Origin of the sequence: Candidatus Poriferisocius sp. (assembly GCF_965219775.1) — a bacterium.
Classification (GTDB): domain Bacteria; phylum Actinomycetota; class Acidimicrobiia; order Acidimicrobiales; family Bin134; genus Poriferisocius.
The window spans coordinates 2,643,967-2,663,647 of sequence record NZ_OZ244793.1 but is presented as its reverse complement, the minus strand read 5'-3'; the positions used below and the strand labels follow the sequence as shown (position 1 = coordinate 2,663,647).

Here is a 19,681-nt window from a genome sequence, read left to right as displayed (position 1 = left end):
CCGATGGCAATGCCCTATCACCCACCCGCTTAATCTGTCGGAGTGCAGACCCCTCAGGACGAACACTATCACTCCTCAGGTAAGTTTGAGCCTCCCACCCAAAGGTCATAGTCCTGGAATTCATCCAGGCTTCTATACTCACCATCCACCTCATGGGCAGGCCGCCATATCAGTACCCTGAAGGACCTTGGGCTCACATTGTCTAATGTAGGAAGGCTTGAAACAGCAATCATTTGATTGCCCCCAGAACTACCAATTGCAATTTCTGTGAAGGGCTGCAATTCCAATACATCTCGAACACGAATACTGTCATCGTAGTAGGCAATGAATGCACTGGCATTCTCTATATCTTGACTCTCTATATCATCATTCAACCGCATATGAGAAGAAGTGGGTGCCAAGGTAAAGTACACGTCTGAAAACTGATAGGGCTTGCCATCTCCTAAGTCATTTGGCAACAACCACTCTGGATAATATGCTTGCAAAGTCTCCGGGGCCACAACTCTGTTCCATCCTATCGTATCCATGTAGTCTCTATAGTCTAGCGCGTCTCCGCGAATCTTCCCTGCTCCTCCACCGATAGACAGTCCTCCAGTGAAATACCAATCCTTGAAAGCACGACTAATATCCACGTCTTGACTTAGAGTAGAATCGACATCAAAGTCAATTTGGCTAAGATCATTTGTGCCCTTCCAGTCTTCAATCTCAAATGGAACATGCTCTCCTGGTTGCACTGTCAACGGCCACCACCACGCGACTTGAGGTGTGTCAGAGGTTGAAGCTAGAACCCTTACATCTCTAGCATACTGATCCTTCGATACATTCAATACAAGCCCACGTATCACCCCTTCACGAATCGTAATGCTCCCTTCCACCACCTGTAACACTTCATCTCTTCTACCATCGCTTGTATCCAGGGGTCGACCAGAGCCCTTCACATAGCCCATGGGGTATTGAGGAAATCCATAGTTCTGGTTATAGTGTTGCCAAGAATCGACGGTATTATCGTGATACAATGGGCCGATATTACCACAACTTGGACGATAGCGATATGTCTTTCGATCCAGACTCCATTCCCACTCAGCATCTAACTCAGTGGGAGGTATGTACTGGGAAACAACTCTTTCAGTTCCCACTACTTTAAGGTCATTACCCGCCTGACCCACCCACAAGCGAGAGAAATAGGGGAATCTATCATTTACTCCATCTCGTTTCCCCTCATGATATTCCTCATATTCTAGCCCAAGAGGGACTAGGGGGATAGTCTCCACAAATCTGATATCCATTTCCTCCAGTCTATGTTCACCTTCTGATGAGGTCTCAAGTGGTAGAAATTCCTGTTCTTCTGTACTCCAATAGAAGGGGCTCAACTCACGTACTTCTACTACCCTACTATTGAGGCTTTGAGTTGCCAACGGATACTCCCTACCCTCCACAATTGCTTGATACACCACAAGATCAGAGAACCCACGGTCTCGTCCGTCAACTTCGTAAGCTGGCCAGATCTCTTCTTCAAGTACTTGGATGTTCCCAGATCTAAAGAGGAACAAATTAGAGGCAATATCTTCTTCAGGTAACGTCCCTTCCGGGAAATAGTCTAGTAACGCCGGCAATTCCACTGGAAACAATGAGAGAAGGTAATAGTAGCTGTGCCAAAACGATGAATTGTTCATCAGCTCAATACCATATGCCAACATGTCTGGGGGTTCTACCCTTGGGTAACTCATGGCAAAGGGTCGAGTCGAGCTGTGTGCTTCCGTTAAGAGCCCACGAACAGAAAAGTGAATCTCATTTGCGTCGAGGGTTCCATACCAGGGGGACATTTCAAATGGGACTTCTTCTCCTGGCAGCAGGGTCAAGGGCCACCTATAGGTTGAAGATACTAATCGCCCAAAGCTATCTTGTGATGCCGCTACTACTTCCAAATTGTGGACTCCATGGGTATCTGAAGTATTGCGCACCAATCCCCTGACTACACAGTCCCTAACCCCTTGAGCCAAAATCTGGAATGGTCTAGGCTCATTTTGCTCAGGGGGGGAATCTACAGTGTCACTACTCGAACCCACTCCGTTGTCAATGGTTCCCTCAGTGTCCTCTACTTGACCTGGTTCGTTGAGTGATTCTGTCAGGCCTTCTTCACTTACCTGTTCAACAATGTCACTGCTAGCATCATTCTCTGGCACCATCGAAAGGCTGATGGCACTCACAGATGGTTCAGCATTGGTAGTCAGGCTTGGATCTGACTTATATTCGTTGTTGGAACGTGCCGTACCATCAGGCAGGTTCTCTGCCTGAGACACCACTTCTACCTCAACGATGCTGCTCGCGACTGAAAGAGGGTTCTCGCTATCCGGCTTAACTTGTGTGGCATCCTGTCCTGCACAGCCAGTAACCGCCAGAACCACAAGAACCATCATCCACCAGGTATTGAGCTTCATGATCTCTTGCTGATATCTCGTCTCACAAGGAGGACTGCATTGCCCTTCACCTTGTGCTCAGGCCCACAATTCTGTGCCAATGGCTAAAGGTCTGCTCCAATCGCAAACTCCGCCGCACCACGACACGTAACCACCAACCCCACCCCCAAGTCAAGAATGCCGGGCGGGAAGGACTGGAACAGTCAGGGTGTCGGGGGGTAGCGGTGTTGGCCCTTGTGGCCAGGGGGGAGGTGGCAGGGGCGGTTGGCTCGGGGGCCTCGGTGGTTGCAGGCCGGCGGTTCGGGGGGCAGTGGCTCTGTCGCGGGCATCTTGTCCGGCCTCGGGCTTTGGTCGTAATGGTCCGGTCGGGGGAGTCCCCCCTCCGGGGTGGCCCGACGCAGCACGCCGACCATTTCGGGGACGACGTAGCGGCGGTTCCGCCGGCCGCCCACTGGTTCCACGATGCCTACGGCAGCCAATGACTTGAGAGCGGTGCGGGCCACCCTCTCGGTGACGCCGAGGCGCTGCGCCACCAGCGCGGCGTCGAGTACCGGCATCGACGGTCTTTAGCCGAGTGCCCGGTCGGCGGCGGTGACCGCGCCCACGGCCCCAGCATCCAGGCTCGGTTCCCAACCCTCTAAGGGGTGGGGCACAAAGGCGCGGTACGATCTGCGTCCGTACCCGGTGGGTGTGGCCATCCACCCTTGGGCATCCACGAATCGTCCCACGGGGCGAGGATATCGCGTCGTATGGACTATTCGACAGTGGGTAACGGCGCGATGAGCCCGCTAAGTGGTCGTATGGGCTACTCCGGCCGATTCGTGGGCGGGTTGGGGGCTTCGGCTGGTCGCGGGGGAACCGGCGCCGGTACGTTCGGCGCCAAAGCTCACGGGCTGCCGGTGCCCGGGAGCGGAGGCGATTGATGGCCGAGACCATGACCAGAGTGAGCACGCCCCCGCCGGTGCGGACGGCACCCCGGGTGAAGCTCCCGTGGCCTCTGGGCATCTACCAGACGGCGGTAGGCAAGAAGTGGGTGATGGGGCTGACCGGGGTGGCGCTTCTGGGCTTCATCGTGGTCCACATGATCGGCAACCTCCACCTCTACGAGGGGCCGCTGGAAATCCACGAATACGCCGAGACTCTCCGCGATCTGGGCACCAAGATCATCCCACGCACCTGGCTGTTGTGGGCCCTGCGCATCGGGTTGATCATCGCCTTCGGCCTGCACATCCACTCGGCTTACTCCCTCAGCCGCATGAGCCTGGCCGCCGACGAGCGCTACCCCGGCGGACGCCACTACGTGGCCGCCAACTTCGCCTCTCGCACCATGCGGTGGACCGGCCCCATCATCGGCCTCTACCTCTTCTACCACCTGGCCGACCTCACCTGGGGGTGGTTCAACCCCGACTTCGTGCGGGGCGACCCCTACCACAACGTGTCGGAGAGCCTGAGCAGCGTCCCCGTGGCCATCCTGTACATCGTGGCCAACACCGCCCTGGCCGTCCACATCTTCCACGGCACCTGGAGCATGTTCCAGAGCCTGGGCATCAACAGCCCCCGCTACAACCATCTGCGCCGCTACCTGGCCGGGGGGTTGGCCGGGATCATCCTGGTGGGCAACCTGAGCTTCCCCATCTTCGTGCAGGCCGGGGTGATCGACGACGGTGGGCGTTCGATCGTGGAGGAACTGCAGCACGACGAGGGTGCCGCCGGTGAGGACGCCGGGCATTCGCGGGGGCGACCCGGAGGGAAGGCACGCTGATGCTCGGATCGCTCGACGCCCGCATCCCGTCCGGCCCGCTGCAGGACAAGTGGACCGACCACAAGTTCTCCATGCGCCTGGTGAGCCCCAACAACAAGCGCCGCTTCGACATCATCGTGGTGGGCTCGGGGCTGGCCGGGGCGTCGGCGGCCGCCTCGCTGGGCGAGCTGGGCTACCGGGTGAAGGTGCTCACCTACCACGACTCCCCCCGGCGGGCCCACAGCATCGCCGCCCAGGGCGGCATCAACGCGGCCAAGAACTACCAGAACGACGGCGACAGCGTGTACAGGCTGTTCTACGACACCATCAAGGGGGGCGACTACCGGGCCCGGGAGGCCAACGTGTACCGGCTGGCCGAGGTGTCGGTGGACATCATCGACCAGGCCACCGCCCAGGGGGTGCCCTTCGCCCGGGAGTACGGGGGGCTGCTCGACAACCGGTCGTTCGGCGGGGCCCAGGTGTCGCGCACCTTCTACGCCCGGGGCCAGACCGGCCAGCAGTTGCTGCTGGGCGCCTACTCGGCCCTCATGCGCCAGGTGGCCGCGGGCAGCGTGGAGCTGCACACCCGCTCGGAGATGCTGGAGTTGGTGATGCACGACGGGCGGGCCGTGGGCGTGATCACCCGCGACCTCATCAGCGGCGAGATCGAGGCCCACTCGGCCCACGCCGTGGTGCTGGCCACCGGCGGCTACGGCAACGTGTACTTCCTGTCGACCAACGCCAAGATGTGCAACGTGACCGCGGCGTGGCGGGCCCACCGGCAGGGGGCGCTGTTCGCCAACCCGTGCTACACCCAGATCCACCCCACCTGCATCCCGGCCAGCGACGACTTCCAGTCGAAGCTCACGCTGATGTCGGAGTCGCTGCGCAACGACGGGCGCATCTGGGTGCCCTCGGCGCATGACGACGGGCGGGACCCCCACGACATCCCCGACGCCGACCGGGACTACTTCCTGGAGCGCAAGTACCCGGCGTTCGGCAACCTGGTGCCCCGCGACGTGGCCTCCCGCAACGCCAAGTCGGTGGTGGACGAGGGCCGGGGGGTGGGGTCGCGCCGCAACGGCGTCTACCTCGACTTCTCCGACGCCATCGCCCGCGACGGCGAGGCGTCGATCCGGGCCAAGTACGGCAACCTGTTCGACATGTACGAGCGCATCACCGGCGAGAACCCCTACCGCACCCCCATGCGCATCTACCCCGCCACCCATTACACCATGGGCGGCCTGTGGGTGGACTATGAGCTGATGAGCAACGTGCCCGGCCTGTTCGTACTGGGCGAGGCCAACTTCAGCGACCACGGCGCCAACCGCCTGGGGGCCTCGGCGCTCATGCAGGGCCTGGCCGACGGGTACTTCATCTTGCCCTACACCATCGGCAACTACCTGTCCGACTACCTGGGCGACCCGGCCCTGGACCCCTCCGAACCGGTGTTCGCCGACGCCGAGCGCAAGGTGGCCGACGAGGTGGCCCGGTGGCTGTCGATCCGGGGCACCCGCTCGGTGGACCACTACCACCGGGAGCTGGGCAAGCTGGTGTGGGACCACATCGGCATGGCCCGCGACCAGGCCGGCCTGGAGAAGGCGTTGTCGGAGATCGGCTCCCTGCGGGAGGAGTATCACGCCAACGTTCGGGTGCTGGGCTCGGCCGACACCTTGAACCAGTCCCTGGAGAAGGCCGGGCGGGTGGCCGACCTGTTCGAGTTGGCCGAACTCATGGCCCGCGACGCCCTGGCCCGGGAGGAGTCCTGCGGAGGCCACTTCCGCGAGGAGCACCAGACCCCCGACGGTGAGGCCCAGCGCGACGACGAGCGGTTCGCCCACGTGGCCGCCTGGGAGTGGAACGGGCCGGCCACCCCGCAGACCCGCCACCAGGAGGAACTGGAGTTCGACAACGTGGAGCTGACCCAGAGGAGCTACAAGTGACACCTGCTGCGGTCGTGTCGACCCCGACCCCGAAGGCCTCGACGTGAGTTCCGAGATCAACCTGACGCTGGTGGTGTGGCGCCAGGCCGGCCCCGACGCCGAGGGCCGCTTCGCCACCTACCAGGCCGACGGCATCAGCACCGACGCCTCGTTCCTGGAGATGCTGGACATCGTCAACGAGCGGCTCATCGAGCAGGGCGAGGAGCCCATCGTGTTCGAGTCCGACTGCCGAGAGGGCATCTGCGGCACCTGCGGGCTCATGATCAACGGCCAGGCCCACGGCCCCCAGAAGGCCACCGCCACCTGCCAGCTCCACATGCGCAGTTTCAACGACGGCGACCGCATCGTGATCGAACCGTTCCGGGCGGCGTCGTTCCCGGTACTGCGGGATCTGGCCGTGGACCGCCGGGCCATGGACGCCATCGTGGCCGCGGGCGGCTACATCTCGGTGAACACCGGCGCCGCCCCCGACGCCAACCTCACCCCGGTGCCCAAGGAAACCGCCGACACCGCCTTCGACGCCGCCGCCTGCATCGGCTGCGGGGCCTGCGTGGCCGCCTGCCCCAACAGCGCGGCCCAACTGTTCACCGCGGCCAAGGTGCAGCACCTGAACCTGTTGCCCCAGGGCCAAGCCGAGCGCTGGACCCGCACCGAGGCCATGGTGGAGACCATGGAGGCCTTCTTCGGCTCGTGTACCAACCACGGGGAGTGCGAGGAAGCCTGCCCCAAGGAGATCCCCATCGACTTCATCGCCTGGACCAACCGCGACTACATCAAGTCAAAGGTCAAGAATCGGAAACTGGCCGGCCAACGGTAGTGGCATCGGCCATGGTCGCCATCAAGAACACCGCCCTGGGGGTGGGGCGGGGGCTGCTCATGGGGGCCGCCGACGTGGTGCCCGGCGTGTCGGGGGGCACGGTGGCGCTGTTGCTGGGGATCTACACCCGGCTGATCGACACGGTGCGGGCCGCCGCCGGGGTGCTGGTGGCGGTGGTTCGGGGCCGCGGGGGTGACGCCGGGCGCGGGCTGCGGGGGTTGGACTGGGGATTCGCCTTGCCCCTGGCCGTGGGCATCGGTGTGGCCGTGGCCGCCCTGTCGTCGGTGATCGACCGGCTGTTGGCCGACGCCCCCGAGGCCATGGCCGGGGTGTTCTTCGGCCTGGTGGCCGCTTCGGTGGGGGTGGCCTGGCGGCTGGTGGCCCGCCCCGACATCGGGCTGGCCGTGGCGGCGGTGGCGGTGGGCGGGCTGTTCTTCTGGTTGTTGGGATTGGGGTCGGGGCCGGTGAGCGATCCCTCGGTGGTGGTGCTGTTCGGGTCGGGGGCGGTGGCGGTGGCCGCCCTGCTGTTGCCGGGCATCTCCGGGGCGTTCATCCTGTTGATGCTGGGCGTGTATCCCGCGGTCATCGGGGCGGTGACCGACCGGGTGTGGGCCGACATGGCCGCCGTGGCGGCCGGGGCGGTGGTGGGCCTGGCGGTGTTCTCGAGCTTGATCGGGCGGATTCTGCAGCGTTGGCCCGACCCCACCCTGGCGGTGATGTGCGGGCTGTTGCTGGGGTCGCTGCGGGTGTTGTGGCCGTGGCCCGCCGGGGTGGGCATCATCAGCCGCCACGCCGACGAGACCGTGGACGGCACCGGCCTGGGCTGGGCGCCGGCCGGTGACCTGTGGCTGCCCGCCGTGCTGGCCGTGGCCGCCGCCGGGGTGGTGGCGGGCTTGTCCTGGCTCGGGCGGGACCGGGCCCGGCCGGCAGCGGTGTCGCCGGGGGATGCGGAGGGCTGATCGGCCGAGTGGTACCTGGCGGGTCACGGTGACGCAGCGGACCTCGGCGCTCGGTACCGTGGGCCTCGTGGCGGTGTACTTGAGCCCGGAGTGGATCACCGAGGCCGACGCCGCTCTTCGGTCGTCCGGTCTTCGTACCCCCGAGGGGGAACGGTTCACGGTGGAGCAGCGGGTGGGTGAGGTGGTGTACCACTTGGTGTTCGACCACGACGGCGCCGGGGTTCGACCCGGGCCCGCCGCCGATCCGTCGGTGGTGTTCCACCAGAGCCGGGCCACCGCCACCGCCATCGCCCGAGGAGAACTGTCGGCCGAGGAGGCCGTGTTGAACGGGGAGACCGAGATCCAGGGTGACCCCATGGCCCTGCTGGCCCATCACCAGATCATGGCCCGAGCGGGCGACGTGTTCGCCGAGGTGCGGGCCCGCACCACCTGGGGCTGACCGGCACCCGACCCGCTCAACCCGCCGCGCCCGTCAGTAGTCGAGGCCCTTCTTGGCCAAGATCTGGCGGTCGAAGGCGTGCTTGACCTTGACCATCTCGGTGACGGTGTCGGCCACTTCGATCACCTCGTCGGCCATGTCCCGCCCGGTCAGGATCACGCTCACCTGCTCGGGCCGCGACACCAACACAGCGGCCACTTCAGCAGCGTCGATCCAGTCCCACGTCATGGCGTAGCTGATCTCGTCCAGCACCACCAGCCGGTACTCGCCCCCGGCGATGAGGTCGGCCGAGAACTCCCACGCGGCCACCGCCATGGCCTGGGACTCGTCCAGGTCATCGGAGTCCCAGGTGAACCCGTCGCCCGCCGAGAACCACTGCACGCCCAGTTCTCGGCACACCTTTTCTTCTCCGGTGTTCCAGTCCCCACTCTTCAGGAACTGCACCACCGCCACCGGCCAACCCTGCGCCACCGCCCGCAACACCGTGCCGAACGCCGCGGTGGACTTCCCCTTGCCGTCCCCGGTGTTGACCAACACCAAAGACGGCGCCCGCTTCATGGCCGACAGGTCATAGGGACGCTCCTCCTGCGGACTGTTCTCAGTGGTCATGGGTGCTCCTCTCGGGCTGGGGTTGGGTGGCGGGGGGCGGGGAGGACGACCAGTTCGCCGTTGATGGATTGAACCGTCAATTGGGTGCCGTAGACCCTGGACAACAACTCCGACCGCATTACCTCGGTTGGGGTGCCCTCGGCCACGATGCGGCCATGGTCGATGAGCAGGAGGCGATCGGCGAAGCGGCCCGCCGCGCTCAGGTCGTGCATGGCGGCCAGCACGCTCAGCCCTTCGGTGCGGCGCAGGTCGTCCACCAACTCCAGCACCGACACCTGATGGCCCACATCGAGGGAGCTGGTGGGCTCGTCCAGCAACAGCACCGGACACTGCTGGGCCAGCGCCCGGGCCACCACCACCTGCTGGGCTTCGCCCCCCGACAGGGTGGACACCCGTCGCTCGGCGAGCACCGAGAGGTCCAGTCGACGCAGCACCGAGGCCACCACCTGGCGGTCGGCCCGCGACTCCCGCGCCAACCAACCCAGGTGGGCGGTGCGGCCCAACAGCACGTACTCGGCCACCGTCATGCCCGCGGGCAGCACCGGCGCCTGGGGCACCAGGGCCACATCCACCGGGCCGGGTACCCGCCCGTCGCCCAACGCCACCGAACCCCGGTGGTCGACCAGCCCGGTGATGGAGCGCAACAGGGTGGACTTGCCCGCCCCGTTGGGGCCGATGATGCCCAGCCACTCCCCGGCCCCCACCTCCAGGTCCACCCCGCACACCACCTCGTGACCCCGGAACGACACCCGCACGTCCCGGCAACCGAGGGCCACGCCCAGCGCCCCGCCCACCGACGCACCGAGCGCGCTCACGGGGTGTTCCAGCGGTCCCGCCACAGCACCAGGGCGAAGAAGGGGGCGCCCACGAACGCGGTGATGACCCCCACCGGCAACTCCGAGGGGGCCACCAGGGTGCGGGCCCCCACGTCCACCAGGGCCAGGAAGGCCCCGCCCACCAACGCCGACAGCGGCACGATCACCCGGTAGCTGTGTCCGATCAGCAAGCGGACGATGTGGGGCACCACCAGCCCCACGAAGGCGATCAACCCGCTGACCGACACCGCCGCCGCCGTCAACAACGAGGCGGCCACGATCACCACCAGCCGGGAACGCACCGGGTCGAGACCCAAGGCCCGAGCCTCGTCGTCACCCACCCGCAGGACGTCGAGGTGGCGCCGGTGCACGACGAGCACCAGGCCGCACACCGCGGTGTAGGGAAGCAGGAGCCAAACCTGCGTCCAGCCGCTGGTGTTGAGCTGGCCGAACAGCCACGAGAGCACTTCCCGGGCCCGTGTCTCGTCGAGCTGCTGGATGGCGTAGGTCTGGGCCGCCGAGAACAAGGCGGCCATGGCCACCCCGCCGAGCAAGAGGGTGGCGGGGGATGCCGCCCCACCCCGGGCGATGGCCATCGACGCCATCACCGCCACCAGCGCTCCCACGAAGGCCGCGGCGGGCACGGTGTCGAACGGTCCCCAACCCAGGTCGAGGCCGAAGCCCAGGGCCAGCACCGCCCCGAACCCCGCGCCCGCCGACACGCCCAGCAGGTAGGGGTCGGCCAGGGGGTTGCGGAACACCCCCTGGTAGGTGGCGCCCGCCAACCCGAGCGAGCCGCCCACCAGCAGGCCGAGGGCGAGGCGGGGAAGGCGAATCTGGAAGAGGATGTCGTGCTGGGTGGCCGACAGCGACGACTCCAGGCCGAGCAGGGGTACCCAGTCGACCAGGGCGACGAGCACGCCTCCCACCGGAAGCCCGGCGGCCCCGCTGGTGGCGCTGAACAGCCCGACCCCCACCAACACGGCCACCCCCACCACCGTGGCCGGCACCGACAGCCCGTAGGCCTGCCGTACCGCCCGATGGGCGGCGTCCTCCGGGAGGACGGTGGCGGGGAGCGTGGTGTCGGCCATGGCCGCGGCTAGGAATCCGGCTCGGCCACGGCCTGCAGAGCGTCGGCCACCTCGCCGATGAACCGGGGCAACCGCGGTCCCCAGCGGGATGCGGTGTCGGCGTTGACCATCACGATGTTGCCGTTGCGCACGGCGGCCACATCACCCCAGCCGGGCCGGGCGGCCACGTCGGCGGCGGTGTAGCCCACCAGATCGGTGATCACGATCAACTCCGGGTCGGCGGCCACGATGTACTCCTCGGTGAGCTGGGGGTAGCCGAAACCGTCGGCGTCGGCCTCGTCGGCAATGTTGATCGCCCCCAAGGCTGCGTAGACCGCGCCGATGAAGCCGCCGGAGCTGACCGAGTAATACTGGTCGTCCAACTCGTGGTACACCCGCACCGGCGCCTCGGGGGCGGCGGCCAGAGCGGCGCCGATCTCCGTCTCCAGTTGCCTGACCAGTTCCAGGGCCTCGTCCAGGCGGCCGACGGCGTAGCCCAGGTCGATGATGGCGGCGTACCCGCTGGCGAACTCCGCCGGGGCCGGGCTGAGCATCACCGGCACATCCACCGCGGCCAACCCGGCCTTCAGGTCGTTGGCGTCGTTGACCATCACCACCAGGTCGGGCTCGTAGGACAGCACGGCCTCCACGTTGGGATCCCAACCGGACAAATCGGTGAGGGGGGCCTCCGGGGGGTAGTTGGAGAACTCGTCCACGGCCACCACCTGATCGCCCGCGCCGATGGCGAACAGGATCTCGGTGGCCATGGGCGACAGCGACACGATCCGCTGCGGGCGGTCGGGCACAGCGGTCGGCACGGGAGCGGGCGACGAATCGGGCTCGGCGGCGTCGGACGGGGCCGTCTGGTTGGCACCGGCGGGCTCGGCCGTGGCCGTTTCCTCAACGCCGGCAGGCTCGGCGGTGTCGTCGTCGTTGCCGCAACCCGCCCAGACCAGGGAGAGCGCCAACAGGACGGCGGCGACGTATCGGCTTCGGAAGGGGGGCATCATCGCCTCCTGTCGATCGAGGAACGGAAGCTCGACCGGCAGGAACCTGCCCTCGAGCCAACCCTACCCTCGGGGCTTGTGGCTCGTTTCGGCGCAAAGCTCGACCGGACTCACCGGCCATCGGGGTTGATGCCGGTTCACCGTTGCGGGGCAGTGCCGGATTCCAACCGGACTTCGCCTTCGCGCCGGGGCCGATGATAGGCGGCGGAGACCGGCCCGGCCAGCCCCCCGACGCCCTAGCCCGTCAGATCAGGCTGTGGGGTGCATCGGCCGACGCGGCCAAGGAGCAAACGGCCCGTCCCGATCCGTCAGATCAGACCCAGCTCGGCCACCGTGGTGCGTTCTTCCTCCAGCTCCGCCACCGTGGCGTCCAGGCGGGAGCGGGAGAACTCGTTCAGCGCCAACCCCTCGACAATGGACCACCGGCCCGCGTCGGAGGTGCAGGGGAACGACGAGATCAGCCCCTCGGGCACGCCGTAGGCCCCGTCGGAGGGCACCGCCATGCTCACCCAGTCGCCCGGCGACGTGCCGTGGACCCAGTCGTACACGTGGTCGATGGCCGCGTTGGCCGCCGAGGCTGCGCTGGACAGCCCCCGGGCCTCGATGATGGCCGCCCCCCGCTGTTGGACCGCGGGAATGAAGGCATCGGCGATCCACGCCTCATCGCCCACCGCCTCGGCGGCCGAGCGGTCGCCCACCCGGCAATTGAACAGGTCGGGATACTGGGTGGCCGAGTGGTTGCCCCAGATGGTCATGCGGCACACGTCGCCCACCGGGGTCCCCAGCTTGGCGGCGAGCTGCGCCACCGCCCGGTTGTGGTCGAGGCGGGTCATGGCAGTGAACCGCTCAGCGGGTATGCCGTCGGCGTTGTTCATGGCGATGAGGCAGTTGGTGTTGGCCGGGTTGCCCACCACCAGCACCCGCACGTCGTCGCCCGCCCCGGCGGCCAGCGCCCGGCCCTGGGCGGTGAAGATGGCGCCGTTGGCCTCCAGCAGGTCCCGGCGTTCCATGCCCGGGCCCCGGGGCCGCGACCCCACCAGCAGGGCGTAGTCCACCCCGTCGAAGGCCTGGTTGGCGTTGTCGGTGGCCACGGTGCCGGCCAGCAACGGGAAGGCGCAGTCGTCCAGCTCCATGACCACCCCGGCCAGGGCGTCCATGGCCGGGGGAATCTCCAGCAACTGGAGCACCACCGGCTGGTCGGGGCCGAGCATCTGCCCGCTGGCAATACGGAACAACAGGCTGTAGCCGATCTGGCCGGCCGCACCGGTCACCGCCACTCGTTTGGGCTCGCTCACCGGCTGATCTCCTTTGGGGAAGCTGAGGTCGACGGAGGAAACGGGTGGGGATCGGCGATCAGAGCCGGTCCACGATGGCCGAGGCGAATTCCGAGCACTTGACCTCGGTGGCCCCGTCCATGAGGCGGGCGAAGTCATAGGTGACGACCTTGTCGCCGATGGTGGCCTCCACCGCGTTGATGATGTCGTTGGCGGCCTCGTCCCAGCCCAGGTGCTCGAACATCAGCACGCCCGACAACAGCACCGACGACGGGTTCACCTTGTCCTGCCCGGCGTACTTGGGGGCGGTGCCGTGGGTGGCCTCGAACACCCCGTGGCCGGTCACGTAGTTGATGTTGGCCCCCGGCGCGATGCCGATCCCCCCGACCTGGGCAGCCAAGGCGTCGGAGAGGTAGTCGCCGTTGAGGTTCATGGTGGCGATCACGTCGAACTCGGCCGGTCGGGTGAGCACCTGTTGGAGGGCGATGTCGGCGATGGCGTCCTGCACCAGGATCTTGTCGCCGGCGTCACCCCCGCAGTCGTCCCAGCCCACGGCCACGTCGGAGAACTCCTCCCGGACCAGCTCGTAGCCCCATTGGCGGAACGCCCCCTCGGTGAACTTCATGATGTTCCCCTTGTGGACCCAGTGGACCCCCTTGCGGCCCCGCTTGACGGCGTAGTTCAGCGCGGCCCGCTGCAGGCGTTGCGAGCCCGTCTTGGACACCGGCTTGACGCCGATACCGGCGTCCTCGGCGATGTTCCAGCCCATGGCGTCGTGCAGCAGCTCACGCAGTTTGGCCGCCTCGGGGGTCATGGCCTCCACTTCGAGCCCGGCGTAGATGTCCTCGGTGTTCTCCCGGAAGATCACCATGTCCACCAGTTCGGGGTTCTTCACCGGGGAGGGCACGTTGGTGAACCAGCGGACCGGGCGCAGGCACACGTACAGGTCCATGATCTGGCGGATGGACACGTTGAGGCTGCGGAAACCGCCCCCCACCGGGGTGGTCAGCGGGCCCTTGATGCCGATGAGATACTCGGTGAACTTCTCGATGGTGTCCTGCGGCAGCCAGTCGCCGGTCTCGTTGAAGGCCTTCTCCCCGGCCAGCACCTCGATCCATTCGATGGTGCGCCCGTGCTTGGCGGCGGCGGCGTCCAGCACCGTCTTGGCCGCCGGCCAGATGTCCACGCCGGTTCCGTCGCCCTCGATGAAGGGGATGACGGGATTGTCGGAGACGTTGAGATTTCCGTCCGCGCCGATGGTGATTTTGTCGCCCATGTCGGGCGAGCATACCGACGGCCTTTTGCCCCCGACGAAGCCAAGCCTTCTGACCCACAAGTTGGGGGACGAGCGGGTGGGCCGGACCAAATGAGGGCAGTTGGCGGGGGTGGGATTCCTACGCTGGGGGTCGATGGCCCGCATTGTCGACCTTCTCGGTGCCCACCGGCCGGGTGCCCGGCCCCGAGGGACGCCCACACTGTCGTTCGAGTTCTTCCCTCCCGCCGACGATGATGCCGACCGGCGTCTGCAGCAGACGCTGGATGAACTGGGGGTACTGGCCCCGTCGTTCGTGTCGGTGACATGCGGGGTGGGGGGCGACGGGCACGACCGGACCCGCAGCATCGTGGCCGAGATCTGCGGCGGGCGGCCGGTGCCGGTGATGGCCCATGTGACCTGTGTGGGCCACACCCGTTCGGACATCGCCGCCCTGCTGGACGACTACGCCGCCCTGGGGGTGGGCAACATCTTGGCCCTGGCCGGCGATCCGCCCGACGGTTCGGCCATCAGCGGCGACTTCCGTTACGCCGCCGAACTGGTGCAGGTGGTGCGGGATCACCCGGCGGGCTTCAGCGTGGGGGTGGCCGCCCACCCCGAGGTACACCCCCGTTCCGCCGACCGGGCCTCCGACCGGCGGCACCTGGCCGCCAAGTTGGGGGCCGCCGATTTCGCCGTCACCCAGTTCTTCTTCGATGCCGAGGACTACACCCGTCTGGGCAACGAGCTGGCCGACCTGGGGTGCCACCAGCCGGTGATCCCGGGGGTGATGCCGGTGATCTGGCCCCGCAGCGTGCGCCGCTACGCCGCCATGAACGGCACAACCGTGCCCGAGGCCCTGTTCGACCGGCTGGATGCCTTGGCGGGCGACGACCGGGTGGCCGCCGCAGCCGACGCGGCCGCCGAGTTGGCCCGAGACCTGCTGGCCGCGGGCGCCCCCGGCATCCACCTCTACACCCTCAACCGATCCGAGGCGTCGATCCGAATCGCCGAGCTGCTCGACCTCTGAGGGGACCGGGGCCGGGCCGAGGCCCGCGCCACCGCCCCCGGCGATGGATCAGTGGCGGAAGTGGCGTTGGCCGGTGAACACCATGGCCAGGTGGTGTTCGTCGGCGGCGTCGATCACCTCTTGGTCGCGCACCGAGCCACCGGGCTGGATCACCGCCGCGCACCCGGCCTCGGCGGCGGCGTCCAGGCCGTCGCGGAACGGGAAGAAGGCGTCGCTGGCACAGGCCCCGCCCTCGGCCCGTCCGGCGGCCTTCTCGGCGGCCAGTCGGCCGGCGTCGCGACGGTTCTGCTGACCGGCGCCGATGCCCACCGCCTGGAGGTCCTTGACCAGAACGATGCAGTTGGAGCTGACCCGGGCGGCCACCCGCCAGGCCAGCTCCAGGTCGTCCCATTGACCGTCGGTGGGGGTGCGCCTTGTCACCACCCGCCACGAGGAGCGGTCCACGGCCACCGGGTCGGCGGTCTGCACCAATGCGGCGTTGCCCAGGGTGCGGATGGCCACCTCGTCGGCCTCCGGCGGTGGGGCCCGGAGCACCCGCAGGTTCTTCTTGGCGCTCAGCAGAGCGGTGGCGTCGAGGTGGTAGTCGGGGGCGATGAGCACCTCGGTGAACACGTCGGCCAGGGCCTCGGCCACCGCGGTGGTGACCGGTCGGTTGAGGGCCACGATCCCCCCGAAGGCCGACACCGGGTCGCAGCGGTGGGCCCGGCGGTAGGCCTCGGCGATGTCGGGGGCGACGGCCACGCCGCAGGGATTGGCGTGCTTGACCACCACCGCCGCGGGCTGATCGCCGAGCGACCACACCAGCCGCCAGGCGGCGTCGGCGTCGAACACGTTGAGGTACGACATGGCCTTGCCCTGGAGCTGGTGGGCCTGGTCCCACCAGGTGGGTTGCCCGCCGATGCGGTAGCGGGCCCCGGCCTGGTGGGGGTTCTCGCCGTAGCGCAGCACCTCCTGGCGCTCCAGGGTGAGCGACAGGGTGGGCGGGAGTGCGGGGGGTGCGCCGTCCGGCGACTCGGCGGCTTCGGGTTCGCCGGGCCGACCGGCGGCCGCAGCCTCGGCGGCGTCGAGCCAGTCGACGATGGCGGCGTCGTAGTCGCGGGTGTGGGCGAAGGCCGTCCGGGCCAACCGCCGCCGGGTGGCCTCCGACAGCCTGCCGTCGGCTTCCAGTTCGTCCAGCACGCCCTCGTAGTCGTCGGGGCGCACCACCACTCCCACCCGCTGGTGGTTCTTGGCCGCGGCCCGCACCATGGCCGGGCCGCCGATGTCGATGAGCTCCACCGAGGGATCGGAGCGAAACGGATACAGGTTGGCCACCACCAGATCGATGGGGACGATGCCCCGGTCGGCCACGTCGCTCAGGTGATCGGGGTTGGACAGGTCGGCCAGGAGGGCGCCGTGGATCAGGGGGTGAATGGTCTTGACCCGCCCGCCCAGCATCTCGGGTGCGCCGGTCACCTGCTCCACCGGGGTGACGGGCACACCGGCGGCGGCCAGGGTGGCGGCCGTACCCCCGCTGGAGACGATCTCCCACCCCAGGGCCACCAATCGCTCGGCCAACGCCACCACCCCGGTCTTGTCGGACACCGACACCAGCGCCCTGCGGTTGCCGGTGGAGCCCCCGAGGCTCGTGCGGTCGCTCATGCCACGTGTCCCCGGTCGACGATCTCCTGCAGGGTCTCCACGTACAGGGTGCGCTCCACCGCCTTGATGCGCTCGTGGAGCGAGTCCTCCGTGTCGTCGGGGCGCACCGTCACCGCCTCCTGGGCCAGGATGGGCCCGGCGTCCACCTCCAGGGTGGCCACGTGGACGGTGCAGCCGGTGACCTTGACCCCGTAGGCCAAAGCGTCGGCCACCGCGTGCCAGCCGGGAAAAGCGGGCAGCAGCGACGGGTGGGTGTTCAGGATTCGGCCCCCGAAGACGTCGTGGATCGGCTGCTCCAGCACGGTGCCGAAACCGGCCATGGCCACCACGTCCACGCCCGCCTCCGTCAGGCGACGGGTGAGGCGTCGGGTGTAGTCGGTGCGGTCGAAGTCGGGGCCGAAGCTGGTGCGCTCGACCAGTTCGCAGTCCAGCCCGTGGCCGGCGGCCACTTCCTGGGCGCCGCACGGACGATCCACCACCACCAACGAGAGGGGCAGTCGGGCCTGGGCCATGGCGTTGAGGATCGTGCCGCTGCCCGACGCCAGCACCGCCAGTCGCATTGCCGGAAACGTATCAGCCCCACCGCTCGGCGGGTGGCACCTCGGAGCCCGGCGGGCGACGGTGCGGATCAGAGGCCGGCCACCACCTCGGCCATGAGGTCGCCGGCCTCGCTGGGGCTCTGGCCGATGCGGGCGCCGGCGGCGGCCAAGGCCTCCATCTTGGCCTGGGCGGTGCCCTTGCCCCCCGACACGATGGCGCCCGCGTGGCCCATCTTCTTGCCCGGCGGGGCGGTGAGCCCGGCGATGTAGGCCACCACCGGCTTGGACATGTGGGAGGCGATGAACTCGGCGGCTTCCTCCTCGGCCGAGCCCCCGATCTCGCCGATCATCATCACCGCGGCGGTCTCCGGGTCGTCCTCGAAGGCGGCCAGGCAGTCGATGAACGAGGTGCCAGGCACCGGGTCGCCCCCGATGCCCACGCAGGTGGTGCAGCCGATGTCCTTTTGCTTCAGCTCGTAGAGCGCCTGGTAGGTGAGGGTGCCGGAGCGGCTGACGATGCCCACCGGGCCGCCCTCTTTGGCGATGTGGCCCGCGGTGATGCCGATGTTGGCCTTGCCGGGGCTGATGAGGCCGGGGCAGTTGGGGCCCAACAGCCGCACGCCCGGGTACTCGTTCTTGAGCTTGTTGAAGAAGTAGGCCTCGTCGTGCATGGGCACGCCCTCGGTGATCACCACGATCAGCTCCACCCCGCCCTCGGCGGCCTCCAGCACGGCTTTGCGCACCCCGGCGGCGGGGATGAACACGCACGAGACGTTGGCGCCGGTGGCGTCCACCGCGTCGGCCACCGTGGCGAAAATGGGCACGCCGTCCACGTCGGTCCCCGCCTTCTTCGGGTTGGTGCCCGCCACCACCTGGGTGCCGTAATCCCGGTTCAACAGGCCGTAGTAGCGGCCCTGGCTGCCGGTGAGCCCCTGGTAGACCACCTTGGTGTTCTCGTCGATGAAGATGCTCACGATCCCGTCCCTTCGGCGAGGGCGACCGCCGTTCGGGCCGCGTCCAGCATGGTGGCGGCCATCATCAGCCGGTCGCTCAGGTGGGGTTCCAACAGGGCCCGGCCCTCGTCGGCGTTGGTGCCGTCGAGGCGGATGACCATGGGCGAGCCGATGTCCACTCGTTGGCGGGCCTCGATGATGCCGTTGGCCACCTCCTCGCCCCGGGTGATGCCCCCGAAGATGTTGATGAAGATGGACTTCACGGCGGGGTCGTTGTTGATGACCTCCAGCGCCCCGGCCATCACGTCGGCGTTGGCCCCGCCGCCGATGTCCAGGAAGTTGGCCGGGCTGCCCCCCACTTGGTTCACCACGTCCACCGTGCTCATGGCCAATCCGGCCCCGTTGGCGATCACCCCCACGGTGCCCTCCAGGCCCACGTACTGCAGGCCCTTGGCGTGGGCGGCGGCCTCCCGCTCGTCGCGGGGCTGGGTGGCGTCGTAAGGGGCCAGGTCGTGGCGGAAGCCGGCGTTGCCGTCGAGGGTCACCTTGGCGTCCAGCACATGCACCCGGCCGTCGGGGGTGACGATCAGCGGGTTGATCTCCACCAGGTCGGCGTCGCCTTCGGTGTAGGCCCGGTACAGGGTACACAGCAGCTCCACCGCCTGGTCGGTGACCTCGGGGTTGAGGTTGGCGGCCAGCACCCATCGGCGGCACTCGGACTCGGTGAGCCCGTCCACCGGGTCGACCCAGATCTTGGCGATGGCCTCCGGGTCCTCCTCGGCCACCGCCTCGATCTCCACCCCCCCTTGGGCCGAGAGCATCCCCAGGTGCTTCTTGGCCGACCGGTCGAGGGTGAAGCTGGCGTAGTACTCCTCGGCGATGTCGGATGCCTTCTCGATCCACAGGTTGGCCACCACGTGGCCCCGGATGTCCAACCCCAAGATGTTGCCGGCGTGGGTGCGCACGGCGTCGATGTCGGCGGCGAATTTCACCCCTCCGGCCTTGCCCCGGCCCCCGGTGTGGACCTGGGCCTTCACCATCACCGGCGGGCCCAACCGCTCGGCGGCCGCCACCGCGTCGTCCACCGTGGTCACCGCCTCACCGGCGGACACCGGCAGGCCGTACGACGCGAAGAACTGCTTTCCCTGATACTCGAATAAGTCCACTGTGGCCCC

General features: G+C 67.4%; 17 protein-coding genes and 1 riboswitch. Of the genes, 6 read left to right on the top strand and 11 right to left on the bottom strand.

Annotated elements, in window-relative coordinates; translation table 11 throughout:
- Window positions 1-68: 68 nt before the first annotated feature.
- Window positions 69-2,438: a hypothetical protein gene (locus ACOQPQ_RS12010; RefSeq protein WP_420639662.1), complete on the bottom strand. Its 2,370-nt coding sequence runs from the start codon at window positions 2,436-2,438 to the stop codon at window positions 69-71.
- Window positions 2,439-3,339: 901 nt separating this feature from the next.
- Here ACOQPQ_RS12010 and ACOQPQ_RS12005 point away from each other — a divergent pair.
- The 5 genes from ACOQPQ_RS12005 (at window position 3,340) to ACOQPQ_RS11985 (ending at window position 8,316) form a co-directional block, all read left to right on the top strand.
- Complete coding sequence (locus ACOQPQ_RS12005; protein WP_420639661.1) at window positions 3,340-4,179, top strand: succinate dehydrogenase cytochrome b subunit; 840 nt, start codon at window positions 3,340-3,342, stop codon at window positions 4,177-4,179.
- Complete coding sequence (locus tag ACOQPQ_RS12000) at window positions 4,179-6,101, top strand: fumarate reductase/succinate dehydrogenase flavoprotein subunit (protein ID WP_420639660.1); 1,923 nt, start codon at window positions 4,179-4,181, stop codon at window positions 6,099-6,101. The genes ACOQPQ_RS12005 and ACOQPQ_RS12000 overlap by 1 nt, the downstream gene beginning before the upstream one ends.
- A gap of 55 nt (window positions 6,102-6,156) precedes the next feature.
- Window positions 6,157-6,918 (top strand): succinate dehydrogenase/fumarate reductase iron-sulfur subunit, encoded by a 762-nt coding sequence (locus ACOQPQ_RS11995; protein WP_420640406.1) that lies wholly within the window; start codon window positions 6,157-6,159, stop codon window positions 6,916-6,918.
- 11 nt (window positions 6,919-6,929) lie between these two features.
- On the top strand, window positions 6,930-7,877 hold the full coding sequence (locus ACOQPQ_RS11990; protein WP_420639659.1) for a DUF368 domain-containing protein: 948 nt from the start codon (window positions 6,930-6,932) through the stop codon (window positions 7,875-7,877).
- Between the two features lie 67 nt (window positions 7,878-7,944).
- Window positions 7,945-8,316 (top strand): SCP2 sterol-binding domain-containing protein, encoded by a 372-nt coding sequence (locus ACOQPQ_RS11985; RefSeq protein WP_420639658.1) that lies wholly within the window; start codon window positions 7,945-7,947, stop codon window positions 8,314-8,316.
- A gap of 33 nt (window positions 8,317-8,349) precedes the next feature.
- On the opposite strand, the gene cobO is transcribed toward ACOQPQ_RS11985, so the two are convergent.
- From cobO to icd, 6 genes are all read right to left on the bottom strand, one after another.
- Window positions 8,350-8,925: a cob(I)yrinic acid a,c-diamide adenosyltransferase gene (gene cobO, locus ACOQPQ_RS11980; protein WP_420639657.1), complete on the bottom strand. Its 576-nt coding sequence runs from the start codon at window positions 8,923-8,925 to the stop codon at window positions 8,350-8,352.
- Window positions 8,922-9,740, bottom strand: coding sequence for an ABC transporter ATP-binding protein (locus ACOQPQ_RS11975; protein ID WP_420639656.1), 819 nt, complete (start codon window positions 9,738-9,740; stop codon window positions 8,922-8,924). The genes cobO and ACOQPQ_RS11975 overlap by 4 nt, the downstream gene beginning before the upstream one ends.
- Window positions 9,737-10,831: a FecCD family ABC transporter permease gene (locus ACOQPQ_RS11970; RefSeq protein WP_420639655.1), complete on the bottom strand. Its 1,095-nt coding sequence runs from the start codon at window positions 10,829-10,831 to the stop codon at window positions 9,737-9,739. The genes ACOQPQ_RS11975 and ACOQPQ_RS11970 overlap by 4 nt, the downstream gene beginning before the upstream one ends.
- A gap of 8 nt (window positions 10,832-10,839) precedes the next feature.
- Entirely contained in the window at window positions 10,840-11,817 is a 978-nt protein-coding gene (locus ACOQPQ_RS11965) for an ABC transporter substrate-binding protein (protein WP_420639654.1), read from the bottom strand.
- 51 nt (window positions 11,818-11,868) lie between these two features.
- A riboswitch (adenosylcobalamin (AdoCbl) riboswitch) is annotated at window positions 11,869-12,018 on the bottom strand.
- A 107-nt stretch (window positions 12,019-12,125) separates the two neighbouring features.
- Entirely contained in the window at window positions 12,126-13,112 is a 987-nt protein-coding gene (locus ACOQPQ_RS11960; RefSeq protein ID WP_420639653.1) for a malate dehydrogenase, read from the bottom strand.
- A 58-nt stretch (window positions 13,113-13,170) separates the two neighbouring features.
- Complete coding sequence (icd, locus tag ACOQPQ_RS11955) at window positions 13,171-14,367, bottom strand: NADP-dependent isocitrate dehydrogenase (RefSeq protein ID WP_420639652.1); 1,197 nt, start codon at window positions 14,365-14,367, stop codon at window positions 13,171-13,173.
- A gap of 133 nt (window positions 14,368-14,500) precedes the next feature.
- Between icd and ACOQPQ_RS11950 the strand changes: the two genes are divergently transcribed.
- Window positions 14,501-15,373 (top strand): methylenetetrahydrofolate reductase, encoded by an 873-nt coding sequence (locus ACOQPQ_RS11950; RefSeq protein WP_420639651.1) that lies wholly within the window; start codon window positions 14,501-14,503, stop codon window positions 15,371-15,373.
- 48 nt (window positions 15,374-15,421) lie between these two features.
- Here ACOQPQ_RS11950 and purH read toward each other — a convergent pair whose 3' ends face one another.
- The 4 genes from purH to sucC form a co-directional block, all read right to left on the bottom strand.
- On the bottom strand, window positions 15,422-17,014 hold the full coding sequence (gene purH / locus ACOQPQ_RS11945) for a bifunctional phosphoribosylaminoimidazolecarboxamide formyltransferase/IMP cyclohydrolase (protein WP_420639650.1): 1,593 nt from the start codon (window positions 17,012-17,014) through the stop codon (window positions 15,422-15,424).
- The gene (gene purN / locus ACOQPQ_RS11940; RefSeq protein ID WP_420639649.1) at window positions 17,011-17,574 is read right to left on the bottom strand and encodes a phosphoribosylglycinamide formyltransferase; all 564 of its coding nucleotides are present in this window, start codon (window positions 17,572-17,574) and stop codon (window positions 17,011-17,013) included. Before purN ends, purH begins: the two co-directional genes overlap by 4 nt.
- Before the next feature lie 68 nt (window positions 17,575-17,642).
- Window positions 17,643-18,527, bottom strand: coding sequence for a succinate--CoA ligase subunit alpha (sucD, locus tag ACOQPQ_RS11935; RefSeq protein WP_420639648.1), 885 nt, complete (start codon window positions 18,525-18,527; stop codon window positions 17,643-17,645).
- Window positions 18,524-19,672 (bottom strand): ADP-forming succinate--CoA ligase subunit beta, encoded by a 1,149-nt coding sequence (sucC, locus tag ACOQPQ_RS11930; protein ID WP_420639647.1) that lies wholly within the window; start codon window positions 19,670-19,672, stop codon window positions 18,524-18,526. Before sucC ends, sucD begins: the two co-directional genes overlap by 4 nt.
- Between the last annotated feature and the right edge of the window lie 9 nt (window positions 19,673-19,681).

Excerpts from the sequence above, each read along its gene's own strand:
- ACOQPQ_RS11990 (WP_420639659.1), top strand. The coding sequence starts at position 6,930 with ATGGTCGCCATCAAGAACACCGCCCTGGGGGTGGGGCGGGGGCTGCTC.
- ACOQPQ_RS11965 (WP_420639654.1), bottom strand. The coding sequence starts at position 11,817 with ATGCCCCCCTTCCGAAGCCGATACGTCGCCGCCGTCCTGTTGGCGCTC.
- ACOQPQ_RS12000 (WP_420639660.1), top strand. The coding sequence starts at position 4,179 with ATGCTCGGATCGCTCGACGCCCGCATCCCGTCCGGCCCGCTGCAGGAC.
- purN (WP_420639649.1), bottom strand. The coding sequence starts at position 17,574 with ATGCGACTGGCGGTGCTGGCGTCGGGCAGCGGCACGATCCTCAACGCC.
- ACOQPQ_RS12005 (WP_420639661.1), top strand. The coding sequence starts at position 3,340 with ATGGCCGAGACCATGACCAGAGTGAGCACGCCCCCGCCGGTGCGGACG.
- icd (WP_420639652.1), bottom strand. The coding sequence starts at position 14,367 with ATGGGCGACAAAATCACCATCGGCGCGGACGGAAATCTCAACGTCTCC.
- ACOQPQ_RS11970 (WP_420639655.1), bottom strand. The coding sequence starts at position 10,831 with ATGGCCGACACCACGCTCCCCGCCACCGTCCTCCCGGAGGACGCCGCC.
- purH (WP_420639650.1), bottom strand. The coding sequence starts at position 17,014 with ATGAGCGACCGCACGAGCCTCGGGGGCTCCACCGGCAACCGCAGGGCG.
- ACOQPQ_RS11950 (WP_420639651.1), top strand. The coding sequence starts at position 14,501 with ATGGCCCGCATTGTCGACCTTCTCGGTGCCCACCGGCCGGGTGCCCGG.
- cobO (WP_420639657.1), bottom strand. The coding sequence starts at position 8,925 with ATGACCACTGAGAACAGTCCGCAGGAGGAGCGTCCCTATGACCTGTCG.
- ACOQPQ_RS12010 (WP_420639662.1), bottom strand. The coding sequence starts at position 2,438 with ATGAAGCTCAATACCTGGTGGATGATGGTTCTTGTGGTTCTGGCGGTT.